At 41.6% G+C, this 17,978-nt stretch carries 17 protein-coding genes and 1 pseudogene; all 18 read right to left on the minus strand.

Going from position 1 to position 17,978, the window contains the following annotated elements:
- Positions 1 to 6: 6 nt before the first annotated feature.
- The 18 genes and pseudogenes from PUN35_RS05890 to sucC all read right to left on the minus strand — a co-directional run bounded on the left by PUN35_RS05890 (position 7) and on the right by sucC (position 17,828).
- Complete coding sequence (locus tag PUN35_RS05890; protein ID WP_014479784.1) at positions 7 to 621, minus strand: MotE family protein; 615 nt, start codon at positions 619 to 621, stop codon at positions 7 to 9.
- An 11-nt stretch (positions 622 to 632) separates the two neighbouring features.
- Complete coding sequence (gene fliJ, locus PUN35_RS05895; RefSeq protein WP_003231977.1) at positions 633 to 1,076, minus strand: flagellar export protein FliJ; 444 nt, start codon at positions 1,074 to 1,076, stop codon at positions 633 to 635.
- Between the two features lie 2 nt (positions 1,077 to 1,078).
- Complete coding sequence (gene fliI / locus PUN35_RS05900; protein ID WP_014479783.1) at positions 1,079 to 2,395, minus strand: flagellar protein export ATPase FliI; 1,317 nt, start codon at positions 2,393 to 2,395, stop codon at positions 1,079 to 1,081.
- Positions 2,392 to 3,144 carry a flagellar assembly protein FliH gene (fliH, locus tag PUN35_RS05905; protein WP_014479782.1) on the minus strand — a complete coding sequence of 251 codons (753 nt, stop codon included), beginning with the start codon at positions 3,142 to 3,144 and terminating at the stop codon, positions 2,392 to 2,394. Before fliH ends, fliI begins: the two co-directional genes overlap by 4 nt.
- Positions 3,137 to 4,153 carry a flagellar motor switch protein FliG gene (fliG, locus tag PUN35_RS05910; protein WP_003231981.1) on the minus strand — a complete coding sequence of 339 codons (1,017 nt, stop codon included), beginning with the start codon at positions 4,151 to 4,153 and terminating at the stop codon, positions 3,137 to 3,139. The genes fliH and fliG overlap by 8 nt, the downstream gene beginning before the upstream one ends.
- Positions 4,154 to 4,165: 12 nt before the next feature.
- Positions 4,166 to 5,763: pseudogene (fliF, locus tag PUN35_RS05915) on the minus strand (flagellar basal-body MS-ring/collar protein FliF).
- A gap of 45 nt (positions 5,764 to 5,808) precedes the next feature.
- Entirely contained in the window at positions 5,809 to 6,129 is a 321-nt protein-coding gene (gene fliE / locus PUN35_RS05920) for a flagellar hook-basal body complex protein FliE (RefSeq protein ID WP_003238544.1), read from the minus strand.
- 10 nt (positions 6,130 to 6,139) lie between these two features.
- On the minus strand, positions 6,140 to 6,592 hold the full coding sequence (flgC, locus tag PUN35_RS05925) for a flagellar basal body rod protein FlgC (RefSeq protein ID WP_014479779.1): 453 nt from the start codon (positions 6,590 to 6,592) through the stop codon (positions 6,140 to 6,142).
- Entirely contained in the window at positions 6,592 to 6,981 is a 390-nt protein-coding gene (flgB, locus tag PUN35_RS05930; RefSeq protein ID WP_014479778.1) for a flagellar basal body rod protein FlgB, read from the minus strand. The genes flgC and flgB overlap by 1 nt, the downstream gene beginning before the upstream one ends.
- Positions 6,982 to 7,360: 379 nt before the next feature.
- Positions 7,361 to 8,140, minus strand: a complete 780-nt coding sequence (gene codY, locus PUN35_RS05935; protein ID WP_003220850.1) for a GTP-sensing pleiotropic transcriptional regulator CodY — start codon at positions 8,138 to 8,140, stop codon at positions 7,361 to 7,363.
- A gap of 39 nt (positions 8,141 to 8,179) precedes the next feature.
- On the minus strand, positions 8,180 to 9,583 hold the full coding sequence (gene hslU, locus PUN35_RS05940) for an ATP-dependent protease ATPase subunit HslU (RefSeq protein WP_014476801.1): 1,404 nt from the start codon (positions 9,581 to 9,583) through the stop codon (positions 8,180 to 8,182).
- A 16-nt stretch (positions 9,584 to 9,599) separates the two neighbouring features.
- The gene (gene clpQ, locus PUN35_RS05945) at positions 9,600 to 10,145 is read right to left on the minus strand and encodes an ATP-dependent protease subunit ClpQ (RefSeq protein ID WP_003238555.1); all 546 of its coding nucleotides are present in this window, start codon (positions 10,143 to 10,145) and stop codon (positions 9,600 to 9,602) included.
- Positions 10,146 to 10,157: 12 nt separating this feature from the next.
- Positions 10,158 to 11,072, minus strand: a complete 915-nt coding sequence (gene xerC / locus PUN35_RS05950; RefSeq protein WP_014479777.1) for a tyrosine recombinase XerC — start codon at positions 11,070 to 11,072, stop codon at positions 10,158 to 10,160.
- A gap of 67 nt (positions 11,073 to 11,139) precedes the next feature.
- Entirely contained in the window at positions 11,140 to 12,447 is a 1,308-nt protein-coding gene (gene trmFO, locus PUN35_RS05955) for an FADH(2)-oxidizing methylenetetrahydrofolate--tRNA-(uracil(54)-C(5))-methyltransferase TrmFO (RefSeq protein WP_003244725.1), read from the minus strand.
- Positions 12,448 to 12,522: 75 nt separating this feature from the next.
- Positions 12,523 to 14,598 carry a type I DNA topoisomerase gene (gene topA, locus PUN35_RS05960; protein ID WP_014479776.1) on the minus strand — a complete coding sequence of 692 codons (2,076 nt, stop codon included), beginning with the start codon at positions 14,596 to 14,598 and terminating at the stop codon, positions 12,523 to 12,525.
- A gap of 187 nt (positions 14,599 to 14,785) precedes the next feature.
- A complete protein-coding gene (gene dprA / locus PUN35_RS05965; RefSeq protein ID WP_014479775.1) occupies positions 14,786 to 15,679 on the minus strand; it encodes a DNA-processing protein DprA in 894 nt (297 codons plus the stop codon).
- Between the two features lie 60 nt (positions 15,680 to 15,739).
- Positions 15,740 to 16,642, minus strand: coding sequence for a succinate--CoA ligase subunit alpha (sucD, locus tag PUN35_RS05970; protein ID WP_003238566.1), 903 nt, complete (start codon positions 16,640 to 16,642; stop codon positions 15,740 to 15,742).
- Positions 16,643 to 16,670: 28 nt separating this feature from the next.
- Positions 16,671 to 17,828 (minus strand): ADP-forming succinate--CoA ligase subunit beta, encoded by a 1,158-nt coding sequence (gene sucC, locus PUN35_RS05975; protein ID WP_003244732.1) that lies wholly within the window; start codon positions 17,826 to 17,828, stop codon positions 16,671 to 16,673.
- Positions 17,829 to 17,978 lie beyond the last annotated feature (150 nt).

Genomic DNA, 17,978 nt, shown 5'->3' on the forward strand with positions numbered 1-17,978 from the left:
TTCCCCCTATTCTTGGCTGGCAGCAATTTTTTCTGTATAGGTTGCTGCTTGCTCAGGAGTCATTTTCGCCAATATGTCAGCAAGCTGCTTTTTGCTTAGGCCATTCAATATTTTCAGTGCTTCTTGCTCCTTTAATTGGGCAATAATTTTAGCAGCCTTTCCGCTGTCCATGCTTTTGTACACACTGATCACTTTGTCATTTTCAGAAGAAGCTTTCGAGTCTGCTGATCCTTCAGTATGATCTTCTGATGACTTTTTTTGATCCTCAGCCGTCTTTTCAAGTGAACGGATCTTTTGATTGAGCCTATCGATTTCTGATTTACTTGTTTCTAAATCTTTATTCAATATACTGATTTCACTTTTTTGATCCTTAATGGTCTTTTCCAGAGCTGCCGTATTACTGCTATCCTTACTTGATGCTGCGCCTTTTTTATTTTCGGTTTCAGGGACCAATTCTTTAAGAACCGGCGTTTTTGCCGCAGCATCCTGTATCGGCTTTATGACATTGATACCAGCAGCCCAAAGAACAATCCCCCCTGCGATTAATAGAAACATCAGCGGGAGGATAATGATAAGCAAAACCGAACGGAACTTACCTGATTCTTTCTTTTTGCCGGACATTACATTCGCTCCTAATGGCCTTGAATCATAAACTGCTTAATCGAAATATCGTCCATTTCTTTCATTTCTGCAGCTTTATCTTCAAGAGCAAACATTTTAAACTGTTTTTCACGCATTTTTTCAAACTTTTTCACTTCAATGTTTTTCTCTGTCAAAATTTCTTGTTTTTGATTCATTTGATTTCTTTTCATAATGACAAGCTTTTGATAGTGATAGATCGTATTATCAAGATTTGAGACAAATTGTTGGTAGTGCCTCATTTCTTGTACACTCATGCCGCTTTTTAATTTCTTTTCCTTATTTTGTTCCAGCAATTCCTTTTTGCTCATATTCTCATATAATTTTTCAGCAACGTTTTCAAATTCAGAAACTGATTGCTGATACTCGGATAAGGATTGGTCTTTTTCATTTTCTTTTAGTTCCAGCAGCTTTTGGAATCTAAATTGATAAGCCACGTTTATTCCTCATTTCCTGTCAAACTAGTTAATACAGCAATGCTTTCTTCCAATAAAGCCGGTTCGTCTGTTCCCTGCTTTAAAAATTGAATAAGCTGCGGATAAAATTGTATCGCTTCATCAATTTCTCTGGATGATCCTCTTTTGTAAGCTCCGATATTAATGAGATCTTCCGAATTTTGATATGTCGATAAAAGTTCACGGAATTTATTTGCCGCATCCAGATGCTGTTTTGTTGAAATGTTTGACATCACCCTGCTGATGCTTTTTAGTACGTTAACTGCAGGAAACTGGCCTTTATTGGCAAGCGCCCTGTCCAACACAATATGTCCGTCTAAAATTCCGCGTACAGTATCGGCAATCGGCTCATTCATGTCATCCCCGTCTACCAACACTGTATAAAATGCCGTAATGGTTCCATGCTCGTTTGCACCTGTTCGTTCTAGTAAACGAGGTAAAATAGCGAACACTGAAGGTGTATAACCTTTTGTCGTCGGAGGCTCTCCTGCAGCCAGTCCAATCTCTCGCTGCGCCATTGCCACCCTTGTAACAGAATCCATCATAAACATGACATTTTGGCCTTTATCTCGGAAATACTCGGCAATGGCAGTCGCTGTATATGCCGCTTTCAATCTCATTAATGCTGGCTGGTCTGAGGTGGCAACGACTACAATCGATCGTTTCAGCCCCTCTTTCCCCAGATCTTTTTCAATAAACTCCCGAACCTCTCGTCCGCGTTCTCCGACAAGTGCAATGACGTTTAAGTCAGCCTCTGTCTGCTTGGCGATCATCCCCATTAAGGTGCTTTTTCCAACACCGCTTCCTGCAAAAATTCCAATCCGCTGGCCTTTACCGACTGTCAGCAAGCTGTCAATTGATCTGACTCCAACACCCATCTTTTCACGGATAGGCGGCCGTTTCATCGGGTTGGGCGGTGATTGCTCCGTTGATACAGGCGAAAGCCCTTTCGGCAGAAGCTTTCCGTCAAGCGGTTCTCCAAAAGCATCGATGACTTGTCCGATCAGTCCGGTCCCAACTTTAACCCGAAGTGATTCCCCAGTAGCTTCTACAATGCTGCCAGGTGCAATGCTCGCAGCCTCTAAATAAGGCATAAGCAAAATATTTTCTTCCTGGAAGCCGACTACCTCAGCTTTAATGACTTTCCCAGATTGTCCTTTTGCATAAATCAGGCACACGTCGCCAATTGAGCTTGCTGGCCCTTTTGATTCAATCATCAGGCCGATTACCCGCTTGACTTTTCCGTACCGTTTATACGAGTCTGTCATTTCTATACAATCTATCAGACTCTGTGTCTTCATTCAGCTGCACCTGCTTCCAGCGCTGTCAGAAGTTTATCTTTCAATTGCATCAATTGTGTGTCAACACTCGCATCTACCCTGCCAAAAGGAGTTTCAATATAACAGGTTCCTTTTTGAGCTTTTTCATCAGCATATATGCCAAGCCGGCATTCTTTATAAAGAAGCTGCTGGATTTCATCTTTTTGCTGAAAGATTGTCTCATAGTAATATGGATCAACATAAATTGATATATCGTCATATTCCTTCACTTCGTTTATAACCTGTTGTACAAGCAGGAGGAAAGCCTCTTTATCATCAGACTTTTGCTGCCAAACTTTTTTTGCTAGGGCAACGGCAAGCTCAACGATTTCTTCATTAGCGTCTTCAAGCTTGTCCTCAACAGCTTTTCTGGACATTTCAGTTATACTGTTCGCTTGGCCGATCAGTTCGGCATACTGTTGCAATGCCTCAGCTTTGCCCAACGCTACTCCTTGTTCAAAGCCCTCGGTTTTTGCTTCTTCAATAAGCTTCTGTTTTTCAGCCGCCCAATCGTTTTTCTCCTGCTCGATTTGACGGCGAATATTTTCTATATGACTGTTTGCCTGCTCAGAAATCCGGTCAGCTTCCTCTTTCACTCGGGCCATAAGCGCCTCCGAGTTCTCTTCAGCCTGCAAAAGGTGAGAATGATCAATACGCACCTCTTGTATAGAAAGTTTTCTTTTTTCCTTTTGTGGAGAAATAGATGATTCTTGTTTAATGATATTAGACAATAATATCATCCCCTCCGCCTCTTGCTATCACAATTTCACCGGCTTCTTCAAGCTTTCTGACGATGCTTACAATTCTCGATTGTGCTTCTTCTACATCTTTCAAGCGTACAGGGCCCATAAATTCCATTTCTTCTTTGAAGGTTTCAACCATACGCTGTGACATATTGTTGAACACAATTTCTTTGACTTCCTCGCTTGCAACCTTTAATGAAAGGAGCAAATCGTCGTTCTCAACATCGCGAATGACTCTCTGAATTGCACGGTTATCAAGTGTGACAATATCTTCGAAGACAAACATCCGCTTTTTAATCTCTTCAGCAAGATCGGGATCCTGAATTTCCAATGAATCCAAGATCGTCTTCTCTGTCCCTCTGTCTACCCCGTTTAACACTTCCACAACAGCTTCAATTCCGCCTGTTTGTGTATAATCCTGAGTAAATGCAGAAGATAATTTTTGTTCCAGAATCCGTTCTACCTCGTTAATTATTTCTGGAGACGTTCTATCCATGACCGCGATTCTTCTCGCAACCTCAGCCTGCACTTCAGGGTTCAGCTCGGATAAAATTTGCCCGGCCTGCACTGGATCTAAATAAGACAAGATTAACGCCATCGTCTGCGGATGCTCTTGCTGGATAAAATTCAAAATTTGTTCTGGCTCCGCTTTTCTGGCAAAATCAAATGGTTTAACCTGCAAAGAAGAAGTCAGCCTGTTTAGAATGTTCTCCGCCTTATCCTCTCCAAGCGCCTTTTCCAGAACTTGTCTTGCATAGCTTAAACCGCCTTGAGAAATATAATCTTGCGCAATGGCTATATTATGAAATTCTTCTATGATTTCATCCTTTTTTTGATGATCGACGCTTCGAACACCTGATATTTCCAGAGTAAGCCTTTCAATTTCTTCATCGGTTAAGTGCTTATAGACAGAAGCTGACACATCTAACCCCAAGGAAATCATGAGAATGGCTGCTTTTTGTTTTCCTGTAAGCTTATCTTGATCACGTCTCGCCATTTCTAATTCCTCCTAATCCTCGGCCAGCCAGCTTCTCAGCAGTTTTGCAAAATCTTCCGGCTTGTCTTTCGCCATCTTTTCAAGCTGTTTTCGTCTGACTGATTCCGCTGTTTCATTTTCCTCTTCGTTGATATCAGGCAAATTGATTGGTTCTTGAGGAACCTCATACTCATATTCCTCAAATTCATCCTCTTGCGCCCGTTTCTTTCTGATAAGCATAATGATCAGAACAATGATCGCTGCGATTAAAACACCGCCTACAATATATGCCCACAGCGGGATACCTGAGGATTTTTCCGTATTTGTATCCAAATTGACTTTGCCGTCGAATGGCTGAACGGAGACAACAATCTTATTATTGATATCAGCATCAGATAAATTCTGGTTTTGCGTTTCATCTTTATCCAAAGATGTTCTGACTACAGTTGAAAGGATTTTTTGTATTTCATCCTGTCTTTCAGTTGATAGCGACGCTGTGTTTTTGGCATCAGGCGGCTCTACCATTACTTGAATCCCTAAATCTCTGACCTTATAAGGACTTTCAGCGATTTCTTTATGAATTCGGTTAACCTCGTAATTGATTTTGTTGCTGTTTTTTTCGTAGTTTCCGCTTTCGGTATTTTCACCGTCAGCCTTATAATTTGTTACATCTTCCTCGCCGGTTCCGGCAGTTCCGCCGTTGGCTGCACCGTCGCCCTGATATGTTTCAGATACCTTTTCAGCGCTGACTGCAATGCCTTCCATGTTTTCTTTATCCACAGGTTCGACAATGTCTTCTGTCCGATTTTCTTTTGTGAAATCAATGTCTGCTGTAACGGAGACAACGACTTTATCTTGGCCCATCATCGTACCCAGCAGTGACTGTACATGTTTTTGAATGTCTTTTTCAACTTGAGACTTAATTCCTTGCTGAGAAGAATAACTATCCGCGTAGGACCCTGCATCGCTGTCTGATTTGTCGTAGTATGTAGAATTTTGGTCCATGATGACGATGTTATCTTCTTTTAGGTTTGGCACGCTTTTAGATACCAGATGATATAATCCGTTGATTTGGCTTTGATCAAGTGTATAACCCGGTTGAATCTGCAGAACGATTGATGCAGATGCTGCAGATTGCTCCTCACCGACAAACACAGCGTAATCATTACTTTTGAATTTTTAATACCGTCCATTTCATTGATCAAGTTTGACAGTTCTGTCTGTGTAGCTTTCACTTTCACCATATCAAACTCATTGTCTGTCAAACCAAAGCCGGCATTCTGTCCAAAAAACGAATAATCAATTGATCCCGTTTTAGGAAGTCCTTCTGCAGCCATCTGCACTTTCAAAGAATCAACCTGATCCTCCGGAACACTAATCACTGTACCGCCATTCGAAAGTTCGTTTGGAACTTTTTTTGCATCCAATTCTTTTTTGATTTGTCCTGCTTCTTCAGCAGACAAATCTTTGTACAGCGGCGCCATTTTAGAATTTGAAGCAAAAACACTAATAATAATTCCAATAATAATAATTGCCGCTAAAGCACTAACCATTAAAATCTTTTGTAGTTTAGATCTATTTTTCCAAAACTCACTCGTTTTGTTTTTCATTTGCATTAGAGTACGATTCATGTTAACCCCCGGTCATTCCACTCTTTCTCTAAATCGTCAGACCCCCTACATTTGCATTCTCATAATCTCCTGATAAGCTTCCACAGCTTTATTGCGGAACTCTGTTGCTGCAGTTAGAGAGATGCTAGCTTTTTGAGCAGCGATCATGACCTCATCAAGATTTACATCTTTTCCTGCAGCCAAGGCATTAGTCATGTTGTCAGAAGCTACTTGGGACTCATTTAACGAACTAATAGAGTTTTTTAAAAGCTCCGAAAAGCTTGTTTGATTTGAAGAATCTGTTTTTTGGCTATTGTTTACTTGATTTGTTGCATTTTGAGTGTTTTGAGTATTTTGAACCTGAAAAGGAGAAATTGCATTAATCACATTCATTCACCTACTTTCCGATTTCTAACGCCTTCATCAGCATTCCCTTTGTGGCATTCATCGCCGTGACATTCGCCTCATATGATCTGGTGCTGCTGACAAGATCAACCATTTCCTTTAATGGATCAACATTAGGCTTTTGTACATATCCATCAGCGTTTGCATCAGGGTCTGTCGGATCATAGACAAGATTAAAATCCGAATCATCCTCCGTAATTTTTGAAACCTTCACACCGTTTCCAGCATTCCCGCTTCCGCTCATTTGAGAATTGAGAATGGAAGAGAACGATTCACCTTTTGACTGAAGGGAGACCATTTTTCTTCTGTAAGGCACCCACTCTCCATTCACCTGCTTAGCTCTTGTCGTATCCATATTTGCTAAGTTAGATGATACAACGTCCATTCTGACTCGCTGAGCTGTTAAAGCCGATGCTGAAACATTTAAGCTATGAAAAGCTGTCATCATTTTCCTCCTGTTAATACGGTCTTCAGCGAATTAAATTTACCGTTCATTCTTTCAACCAAAGCTTGATAGTTGATTTGATTTTGCGCCAATTCTGTCATCTCTTTGTCAACATCAACATTGTTTCCGTTTTGCTGATACGATGTATCTCCGCTCGCAACAATTGAATAATTCGAATCAGCATCAGAAAAATCAACATGACGATAGTCTGTTTTTATCGCTTCAAGACGCGAAGATTCTTGATCTAATAAATTTTGGAAAGAGACTTTTTTTGCCTTATAGTTCGGTGTATCTATATTGGCGATATTATTAGTTATGACTTTTTGCTTAATATCCGCTCTACTCAAGGCATTTTCAAGATTTTGTATCGTTCCAGAAAATAAGCTCAAATCCACTTACCTCCATTTCAGTTTTTTTCACCCTCAATATCCTTGTCGAGAATTGTAAAACTATATGCTTATTGTAAGAAATAACAGGCATAAAGTCTATGAAGTTCGTGTAAAAAAATGTCCTCACAATTATCTATTTTACAACTAGGTATAAAGTCCTAGATTGTTAGAACTACATTTCTCACCTTGATATAAGCCTGAAAATAGCAGAATTTCTGTTTTTTCTCCTTTCTTTTCGGCATTTTTGAAACTTTTTGAAGAAAAATGCAAAATTTATTAAAATTATTACATAGAAAGACTTTCAACCCAGGAAATAAAGCTTATTGATTTCCTTTATTTGAAATAAAAAAAGAACCCTCAAAAAGGGTTCTTTTTGTGATTAATGAGATTTTAGATTTTCTAATTCAATTAAGAATTTGTTGTTTAGTACCTTGATATAAGTACCTTTCATTCCTAATGATCTAGACTCGATAACACCGGCGCTCTCCAGCTTTCTGAGTGCGTTCACAATAACAGAACGGGTAATGCCGACACGGTCAGCAATTTTACTTGCAACAAGAAGACCTTCATTTCCGTCAAGCTCCTCAAAAATGTGCTCAATTGCTTCAAGCTCACTGTAAGAAAGCGAGCTGATAGCCATTTGTACGACAGCTTTGCTTCTTGCTTCCTCTTCAATTTCTTCTGCTTTTTCTCTTAGGATTTCCATTCCGACAACTGTTGCGCCGTATTCAGCTAGAATTAAGTCATCGTCATTGAATTGATCTTGTAAACGCGAAAGAATAAGTGTTCCTAATCTTTCCCCGCCTCCGATGATCGGCACAATTGTTGTTAAACCAGCTTGAAACAGGTCTCTGTTCTCAACAGGGAAAGCAGTATATTCACTATTAATATCCAAGTTAGAAGATGTTTCAGGGACATTAAACAGATTTTTCGTATATTCTTCAGGGAATTGACGATCCTCAAGCATTTTTTTCATACGATCATTTTCAATTTGCTGGTTAATAGAATACCCAAGGAGTTTCCCTCTGCGGCTTACAACGAAAATATTGGAATCAATTACATCCCGCAGCGTCTCCGCCATTTCCTTGAAGTTTACCGGTTTCCCTGCCGCAGCTTGCAGCATGGAGTTAATAATTCTTGTTTTTTGTAATAAAGCCATGATAAATAATCCTCCTAAACATTCCTCATATTAAATTTTTCACAATATAAATTGACTTAAATCTTTGTTTTTGGCTATCGTTCCGAGCTTTTCTTCGACATACTGTGGTGTAATCGTTATTTTCTCCATCGTTACATCTGGAGCTTCAAACGACAAATCTTCTAATAGGCGTTCAAGTATTGTATGAAGGCGTCTCGCACCGATATTATCTGTGTCCTGGTTCACATGATAAGCAACTTCAGCAATCTTATGAATAGCTTCGTCAGAAAATTCAAGAGATATACCTTCTGTCTGCAATAATGCCTGATATTGTTTCAGCAGCGCATTATCCGGCTCAACCAAAATTCTCACGAAGTCGTCTACCGTGAGTTTGTTCAGTTCTACACGAATCGGGAAACGCCCCTGCAGCTCAGGAATCAAATCAGACGGTTTGGCCATATGAAACGCTCCTGCTGCAATAAATAATACATGGTCTGTTTTTACAGAACCATATTTTGTGACAACGGTTGAGCCCTCAACAATCGGCAGAATATCCCGCTGAACGCCTTCTCTTGAAACATCGGCAGAAGAAGATGCACCGCCGTTCTTTGCGATTTTATCAATCTCATCGATAAAGATAATCCCGCTCTCTTCTGCTCTCTGAACAGCTTCCTGGCTGACTTCATCCATATCGATGAGTTTGCTTGCTTCTTCATTCGTCAGGACTTTTCTGGCTTCTCTGACTGTCATTTTGCGCCGTTTCTTTTTCTTTGGCATTAATCCGCTCAGCGCATCCTGCATGTTCATACCCATCTGCTCCATACCCGAGCCCTGCAGCATGTCAAACATAGAAGGCTGCTGCTCTTCGACTTCTACTGTTACATAGTAGTCTTCGAGCTCTCCTAAAGCCAGCTGATGCGCCATTCGTTTTCTTTTTTCTTCGATGTTTGCTTCTTCCTGGCTCTCCGCCTCATCTTCACCATTCGGCTGGCTGCCTCCAAAAAACATTTCAAACGGATTTTTAACGCCAGATTGTTTTTTCTTCCCAGGAACTAACAGACGAACAATGCGTTTGTTTGCATTTTCTTCTGCCTGTTCCTTTACTTCATTCATTTTCTCTTCTTTGATAAGACGAACAGAAGTCTCCACAAGATCTCTGACCATTGATTCAACATCTCTGCCTACATAGCCGACTTCGGTAAATTTAGTAGCTTCAATTTTGATAAATGGCGCACCTGAAAGCTTAGCGATTCGTCTGGCAATTTCAGTTTTCCCGACGCCGGTAGGACCCATCATTAAAATGTTTTTCGGAACGACCTCGTCCTTCAGCTTTTCATCCAGAAGACTTCTTCTATAGCGGTTTCTTAATGCCACGGCGACAGCTTTTTTCGCATTTTGCTGACCGACAATATATTGGTCTAACCGATCTACAATCTGTCTAGGAGTTAACGGTTTTTTTTCCATGCGCCTCAAGTCCTTTCTATTCAAGCTCTTCCAGTATGATTTGATCGTTCGTGTAAACACAAATTTCGCCTGCTGTTTCTAACGCGGCTCTGGCAATCTCACTTGCAGACATGCTTTCACCGGCATGCTTTTTCAGTGCTCTTCCCGCTGCCAAAGCGTAATTGCCTCCTGATCCAATCGCGAGAATGCCGTCATCTGGTTCGATCACCTCGCCTGTTCCCGATACGAGAAGCAAAGTATCCTGATTCATAACAATCAGCATGGCTTCGAGCTTTCTTAGCACTTTATCACTGCGCCATTCCTTCGCAAGCTCAACAGCCGCCCGTTTTAAGTTGCCGTTATATTCTTCAAGCTTAGCTTCAAACTTTTCGAATAAAGTGAAAGCGTCTGCAACAGATCCCGCAAAGCCAGCAAGAACTTTGCCGTTAAACAGTTTTCTCACTTTCCGTGCCGTGTGTTTCATGACAACAGCCTGACCAAATGTTACTTGGCCGTCTCCGGACATAGCGCTTCGTCCTTTATGCTGTACGGCAAATATTGTGGTCGCATGAAAAGATGACATAAAGGGCCTCCTTTAATTTTTCTTAAATGCTCTTGGATGGTGAGACATATATGTGTTTCTCAACATTTCCTTCGAAACGTGCGTGTATATCTGTGTAGAAGACAGATTGGAATGCCCGAGCAGTTCTTGAACGCTTCTCAAATCCGCTCCTTCATTTAACAGATGCGTGGCGAACGTATGTCGAAGCATATGCGGATGGATATGTAAAGTGCTTGACGCTTTTTGAACAAGCCCGCTTAAAATATGTCTGATGCCACGGGCTGTAAGCGGTCCGCCTCTTTGATTTACGAATAATAGATCATGAGGTTCTTTTGCCTTCATCAGCAAGCACTGTCTTCCGCTATTCATGTATACCTTCAACGCTTCGCGGGCATAAGACCCAAAGGGGATATAGCGCTGCTTCTTGCCTTTACCGTGAACAAGCACAGTGTCCATAAATAAATCAACGTCGTTAATAGTTATGGAACAGCATTCACTGACCCTCATTCCGGTGGCATAGAGCAGCTCTAACAGCGCTTGATCCCTCATTCCGGCCGGCTGGCTTATATCTGAAACTTCAAACAGCTCCTCAAGCTCTTTTTGATATAGAAACTTCGGTATCCGTTTCTCCTGTTTTGGCAGATGAACAAGCTGAAACGGATTTTCTTCAATAAGCTTTTCCCGCATCAGAAACTTATAAAAGCTTCTTAATGCAGATATCTTTTTGCTTATTGTTCTTCTCGATAAACCTTTTTCATAGGCTTCTGTCAAAAAAATCCTAGTATCTTGATATGCAGCTTCTTCAAATCCATTTATACCTTGAACGCGCAGGAAAGTCTCGAATTCTTCAATTGAATCCACATAATTCACAATAGTATATTGTGAATTATTTTTTTCAATTTGTAAATATTCAACGAATAACTTTACGAAATTCTTAACATTCTCCATGCCTAATACCTCCCCAGGAAGGGCTTTTAAATGGTATCACAAATCGCGCTCAGGTTGCAATCAATACCTATATTGTTTTCGAAATTGTTTGAATTGTTTCAATCGCACGGTTCGCGTATTGTTCATTTCGTTCTTTTTTATTTTTAATTTTAACTGGCAATTCTTTCAAAAGCCCAAAGTTTGCATTCATCGGCTGGAAGTTCTTCTGGTTTGTTGTTGTAATATAATGTGCCATACTGCCAATTGCTGTTTCCTGAGGGAAGATCACAAGCTCTTCTCCCAATACAAGCTTCGCCGCATTAATGCCTGCTACAAGTCCTGAGGCAGCTGATTCCACATATCCTTCTACTCCCGTCATTTGGCCTGCAAAGAACAGATCACTGCGGTTTTTAAATTGATAAGTCGGCTTTAACAGGCTTGGAGAGTTAATAAATGTGTTTCTATGCATCACGCCATATCTGACGATTTCTACATTTTCAAGCCCTGGAATCAACTTGAGAACTTCCTTTTGGTCTCCCCATTTTAAATGAGTCTGGAATCCTACAATATTATAAAGTGTTCCCGCAGCATCATCCTGTCTGAGCTGAACGACGGCATAAGGGCGTTTTCCTGTAACAGGATGCTCTAGACCAACCGGTTTCATCGGACCGAAAAGCATTGTTTTCTTACCCCGTTTTGCCATGACTTCAATCGGCATGCAGCCTTCAAAGAAAATCTCTTTTTCAAATTCTTTTAACGGCACTGTTTCTGCTGATGTTAATGCTTCATGAAAACGGTCAAACTCTTCTTCTGTCATCGGGCAGTTCAAATATGCTGCTTCACCTTTATCATAACGGGATTTCAGATACACTTTATCCATATCAAGGCTGTCTTTTTCTACAATCGGCGCCGCTGCGTCATAAAAATATAAATAGTCCTCTCCAGTCAGCTCCTTCAGCTGGGCAGACAGCGATTCTGATGTTAACGGACCCGTTGCGATGATAGTGGGGCCTTCAGGAATTTCAGTCACTTCTTCATTAATAACGGTTACGTTTGGATGATTTTTCACCCGATTTGTCACACTTGCGGCAAATTCATGACGGTCTACTGCAAGAGCGCCCCCGGCAGGCACCGAACATTCGTCAGCCGCCGCGATAATGGCTGAATCAAGCGCACGCATTTCTTCCTTTAATACACCGACAGCGTTAGCAAGTGTATTAGAGCGAAGAGAGTTGCTGCAGACAAGCTCGGCAAATTTATCTGTATGGTGCGCAGGCGTTTGTTTAACTGGCCGCATTTCATACAATTTGACTTGAATCCCCCGTTTGGCAAGCTGCCATGCTGCTTCACTTCCTGCGAGTCCGGCTCCGATTACATTCACTGTTTGTTGGTTCATCTTTCACATCTCCTAGTTTATTATTCAAGGCCTTCTTTTAACACACAAAGAAGGTGAGCAAGACCCTGCTCACCGCTACTTCTGTGGTTCTTCCTTATAATCGCATTCCACGCATTGGACTTGTATGCCTTTTTTGAGTTTTTTCTCGACGAGCATTTTTCCGCATTTCGGGCATTTTCGTTCAATTGGTTTGTCCCATGATACGAATTCACAGTCCGGATAACGGTCACAGCCGTAAAACACCCGTTTCTTTTTCGATTTTCGCTCAACAATGTTTCCTTCTCCGCAGCTCGGGCACTTCACACCGATTTGTTTCACAATCGGTTTCGTGTTCCGGCAGTCAGGGAAGTTGGAGCAAGCTAAGAATTTACCGTACCGTCCCATTTTATATACCATTGGAGAACTGCACAATTCACAATCCTCTCCAGCATACTCTGGTTCAATCTCAACTTCCTTCATTTCCGATTCGGCTTTTTTGACGCGTTTTTCAAAATCGGTGTAGAAATTATCAATAATTTTGACCCATTCAGTATTGCCTTCTTCAACATGATCAAGATCTCTCTCCATTTTAGCTGTAAACTCAACGTTAATGATCTCAGGGAAAAACTCCATGATCAAGTCAAGAACGATCTGACCTAATTCAGTCGGAACGAAACGTTTATTATCCAATGCCACGTAGCCGCGACGCTGAATAGTATCAAGTGTCGGAGCATATGTGGATGGACGGCCGATACCGCGTTCTTCAAGGGTTTTAACGAGCCGGGCCTCAGTATATCGCGGAGGCGGCTGGGTAAAATGCTGCTCAGGTTCTATATCTTTTGATAATACCGTGTCGCCTTCTTGTAAGTCAGGCAGCATCCGGTCTTTTTCTTCCATTTGATCGTCTTTTCCTTCAACATACACCTTCATAAACCCGGAAAACTTGACTTTACTTCCATTTGCACGAAATGTCAAACCGTTGTTTGTCAGGTCGACACTCATTGTATCGAGAACAGCCGATGCCATTTGGCTGGCAACAAAACGCTCCCAAATTAATTTATACAGTCTCATTTGGTCTCTGCCGAGGACTGCTTTTAATTCACTTGGTTTTCTAAGAACTGATGTCGGCCGAATTGCTTCGTGGGCATCCTGGGCATTTTCATTCTTTTTCGCAGGCTTCCGTTTTCCGCCTAGGAACTCTTTTCCATATGTCTGATCAATAAATGCAGCTGCTTCATCAACAGCCGTATTTGAAATACGGGTTGAATCCGTTCTCATATACGTGATCAGACCAACCGTTCCTTCTCTTCCTAAATCAATTCCTTCATATAATTGCTGTGCAATCATCATCGTTTTCTTCGCTCTGAAATTGAGCTTGCGAGCCGCTTCCTGCTGCAGGGTAGAAGTGGTAAAAGGCAAAGCGGGATTACGTTTGCGTTCCTTTTTGGTTACTTTTTCAACTGTATATTGATTCCCTTTGAGCTGAGAAAGAATCTCTTTTACATCAGCTTCACTATTTAAAGGAAGTTTTTTGCCGTTTTTCCCGAAAAAGCTCGCTTCAAAGGTTTCTTGACCTTTTAAGAACGTACCGTCAATTGTCCAATATTCCTCGGGCTTAAAGTCGTTAATCTCTTTTTCACGGTCAATAATCAAACGGAGGGCAACGGATTGCACGCGTCCTGCGCTAAGCCCTTTTTTGACTTTTTTCCATAAGATTGGACTGATTTTATATCCGACAAGCCTGTCTAAAATACGTCTCGCTTGCTGTGCATCCACTAAATCCATATTGATCATGCGGGGATGCTTAAACGATTCCTTAATAGCGTCTTTTGTAATTTCGTTAAACACCACACGGCAGTCTGAGTTGAGATCTAAATCAAGACTGTGTGCCAAATGCCATGCAATCGCTTCCCCTTCTCTGTCGGGGTCGGCTGCGAGATACACTTTTTTGGCTTTTTTCGCTGCCGTTTTCAGCTCTTTTAATACCGGACCTTTACCTCGAATGGTAATATATTTCGGTTCAAAATTCTGTTCTATGTCAACTCCCATTTGACTTTTTGGAAGATCCCGGACATGTCCCATTGATGCTTTTACTTTATATTTTTTACCTAAGTAACGTTCAATCGTTTTCGCCTTAGCGGGCGATTCCACGATGACTAGATAATCAGACATTTTCATCCCCCTCAAGAGGTGTTCTCTCTCTTTTCAAGATATTTCAATTTTATTTTTGCAGCTGTCTTTATTTGGCTTTCAACATTTCATTCTTTATCATGAACGTCATTAATTAAATAGAAAACAATATGCAACTTTAAATCCTCACTATTATTAAATATTACAATACCGTTTGTCAAACGATAATTCAAAAGGGTTCCGTATATTGAACGTTTCTCTCAGGAAGTTCCTCGAAAATATCCTCTGCTGACCATATGGCTTTAGCCCCCTGCTGGATCAGTTTTATAGGACCTCCGGCGTAAGGGTCAAACAATGAACCGGGTACGGCAAATACCTCTCTCCCTTGTTCCAATGCTTGATAGGCAGTAATCAGCGAACCGCTTTTTTCTTTGCCCTGAACGACAATAACGCCTTCACTTAGTCCGCTGATAATACGGTTTCTCATAGGGAAATGCCATTTTTGGGGTTTCGTTTCAGGTGGGTGCTCTGACAGCAGGATATGGTGTTTAGCCATGTGATCTGCTAACTGAAGGTTTTCTCGGGGATAAATGTGTTGAAATCCGCCTGCAATGACGCCAATTGTCCGCCCCTTCGCCTTAATACTTGCAGCATGGGACATTCCGTCTATCCCAGACGCCAGTCCGCTGACAATCACCCAACCTTTACGACAGATCTCTTTTGTAAGATGATTGACAACTTGTTTCCCATAAGCTGTTGGATTTCTTGTCCCTACAATTCCAATTTTTCTCCCTTTCGAAAGAAGAGTCATATCACCTTTTGCAAACAGTACGGCAGGGGGATCATAAATGCTTTTAAGCCAGAAAGGATATTGCTTTGAAGAAATAGGGATGGTGTTAATGCCTTGCTCACGATAAGCAGCAAGTACACGCGGGAGCTTTGGATAAAATTGTTCTATTTCGTTTTTTAATGCAGCTGCTTTTATTTGATCACGAGTAACCGTTTGTAACACAGGTGATGTCAGCGACATAGACGGATCGGCTTTCCACCATTTTAATAGAAGGGATGGGGATAATAATTGATTGATTCTGCAAATCGTTAGGCAGGCAGCGGCCTGATCCAATAGATTGACCTCCTTTTGTTAGAAAAAGCAGGAACAGCCTTGACGGCTGTCCCTTTTTTATTAATGCGTTTTACAAGTTTCGAACAAGTTCTTCTCTTTCAGCACCTTGATTAAGGTTTCACCCATGACAGAAGGTGTCTCTGCAACTTCGATTCCGCATGCATTAAGGGTTTTGATTTTTTCATCAGCTGTCCCTTTTCCGCCGGAAATAATGGCGCCTGCATGCCCCATGCGCTTCCCAGGAGGTGCTGTTTTACCGCCGATAAAACCGACTACCGGTTTTGTCATGTTGGCTTTTACCCACTCTGCCGCTTCCTCTTCGGCCGTACCGCCGATTTCGCCAATCATGATGACTGCGTGTGTGTCAGGATCTTCGTTAAACGCTTTTAAAACGTCAATAAAGTTTGTTCCATTTACAGGGTCGCCGCCGATTCCAACAGCTGTAGATTGCCCTACACCCGCTTCTGAGAGCTGGTGCACCGCTTCGTATGTTAATGTCCCTGAACGTGATACAACGCCTACATGACCCTTTTTATGGATGTATCCGGGCATAATGCCGATTTTACATTCTTCAGGCGTAATGACACCAGGACAGTTCGGCCCTATCAGTCTCGTTTTCTTGCCTTCCATGAAGCGTTTGACCTTCACCATATCCAAAACCGGGATATGTTCTGTGATACAAATCACGAGATCAAGCTCCGCATCTACCGCTTCCATAATCGCATCAGCTGCAAACGGTGCGGGCACATATATAACAGACGCGTTAGCGCCGGTTGTTTGAACTGCTTCAGCCACTGTATTAAATACAGGAACACCTTCCGCTTCTGTTCCGCCTTTTCCAGGTGTTACACCGCCAACGATATTTGTGCCGTATTCAAGCATCTGCTTCGTATGAAATAAAGCGGTAGAACCTGTAATCCCTTGCACAATAACTCTTGTATCTTTATTAATGAAAACACTCATTATTTGGTCCCCTGCCTTTCATTCTTTCTTAAACTAAGGATACGATTTTCTGCGCGCCGTCAGCCATTGATTCCGCAGATGTAATGTTTAATCCTGATTCACTAAGGATTTTCTTCCCTAGATCCACGTTTGTGCCTTCAAGACGGACGACAAGCGGCAATGTCAAACCAACTTGTCTAGTCGCTTCAACAACCCCTTCTGCGATGACATCACATTTCATAATGCCGCCGAAAATGTTGACAAAAATCCCTTTAACGTTTTGATCAGAAAGAATGATTTTAAATGCTTCCGTGACTTTTTCAGCGGTTGCACCGCCGCCCACATCAAGGAAGTTGGCCGGTTCTCCTCCATAATGCTTGATAATATCCATCGTGGACATTGCAAGCCCCGCGCCGTTTACCATACAGCCGATATTTCCATCAAGGGAAATGTAGCTTAGATCATATTTGGACGCTTCAATTTCTTTCGGATCTTCTTCATCCAAATCTCTGTATTCCATAATGTCCTTTTGTCGGTACAACGCATTGCTGTCAAAATTCAATTTTGCATCAAGCGCCATCACATTTCCGTCGCCGGTAACAACAAGCGGATTGATTTCGGCGATTGAGCAGTCTTTCTCAACAAACGCTTTATATAGTCCAAGCATAAATTTAGCAGCTTTTCCCACGAGCTCTTTTGGAATATTAATAGCGAATGCAATTTCTCTGGCTTGATAGCCTTGAAGGCCAACAGCTGGATCAATGACAGCTTTTTTGATTTTTTCCGGTGTTTTCTCCGCAACTTCTTCAATTTCCGTTCCGCCTTCTTCAGAAGCCATCAAAACGATTCTTGAAGTGGCGCGGTCAAGCACTAGACCGATGTAATATTCTTTTTTAATATCGCAGCCTTCTTCAATAAGTAAGCGTTTTATTACTTGGCCGTCCGGACCCGTCTGATGTGTAACTAGGGTCTTCCCTAATAGTTCTTCGGCATACGCTTTTACTTCGTCTAATGATTTTGCTATTTTTACCCCACCAGCTTTGCCTCGACCGCCAGCATGAATTTGAGCCTTTACGACATAAACCGAGCTGGATAAGCTCTTTGCACTCTCAACTGCTTCTTCTGCTGTAAAAGCCACTTTACCTTCAGGAACAGATACCCCATATTTTCTGAGGACTTCTTTTCCCTGGTACTCATGGATATTCATTTCCCATCCTCCTAACTTATGTAACAAAACTAAAATAGACTGCGCTTTCATTCTATAATAATACTGGAAGAATTGTCTACAGTTCGATGCAAAATCTTTTAATCCTTCTAAACATTCAAACTTTTACTTTATTAAAAACATAAATTTCAA

The sequence above is a fragment of the Bacillus sp. N3378-2at genome (genome assembly GCF_033412715.1).
GTDB classification, from domain to species: domain Bacteria; phylum Bacillota; class Bacilli; order Bacillales; family Bacillaceae; genus Bacillus; species Bacillus subtilis.

Bases quoted from the DNA above. Each gene is read 5' to 3' on its own strand.
- codY (WP_003220850.1), bottom strand. From the start codon at position 8,140: ATGGCTTTATTACAAAAAACAAGAATTATTAACTCCATGCTGCAAGCT.
- xerC (WP_014479777.1), bottom strand. From the start codon at position 11,072: ATGGAGAATGTTAAGAATTTCGTAAAGTTATTCGTTGAATATTTACAA.
- flgC (WP_014479779.1), bottom strand. From the start codon at position 6,592: ATGACAGCTTTTCATAGCTTAAATGTTTCAGCATCGGCTTTAACAGCT.
- sucD (WP_003238566.1), bottom strand. From the start codon at position 16,642: ATGAGTGTTTTCATTAATAAAGATACAAGAGTTATTGTGCAAGGGATT.
- sucC (WP_003244732.1), bottom strand. From the start codon at position 17,828: ATGAATATCCATGAGTACCAGGGAAAAGAAGTCCTCAGAAAATATGGG.
- hslU (WP_014476801.1), bottom strand. From the start codon at position 9,583: ATGGAAAAAAAACCGTTAACTCCTAGACAGATTGTAGATCGGTTAGAC.
- fliI (WP_014479783.1), bottom strand. From the start codon at position 2,395: ATGAAGACACAGAGTCTGATAGATTGTATAGAAATGACAGACTCGTAT.
- fliG (WP_003231981.1), bottom strand. From the start codon at position 4,153: ATGGCGAGACGTGATCAAGATAAGCTTACAGGAAAACAAAAAGCAGCC.
- topA (WP_014479776.1), bottom strand. From the start codon at position 14,598: ATGTCTGATTATCTAGTCATCGTGGAATCGCCCGCTAAGGCGAAAACG.
- clpQ (WP_003238555.1), bottom strand. From the start codon at position 10,145: ATGTCATCTTTTCATGCGACCACAATATTTGCCGTACAGCATAAAGGA.
- PUN35_RS05890 (WP_014479784.1), bottom strand. From the start codon at position 621: ATGTCCGGCAAAAAGAAAGAATCAGGTAAGTTCCGTTCGGTTTTGCTT.
- trmFO (WP_003244725.1), bottom strand. From the start codon at position 12,447: ATGAACCAACAAACAGTGAATGTAATCGGAGCCGGACTCGCAGGAAGT.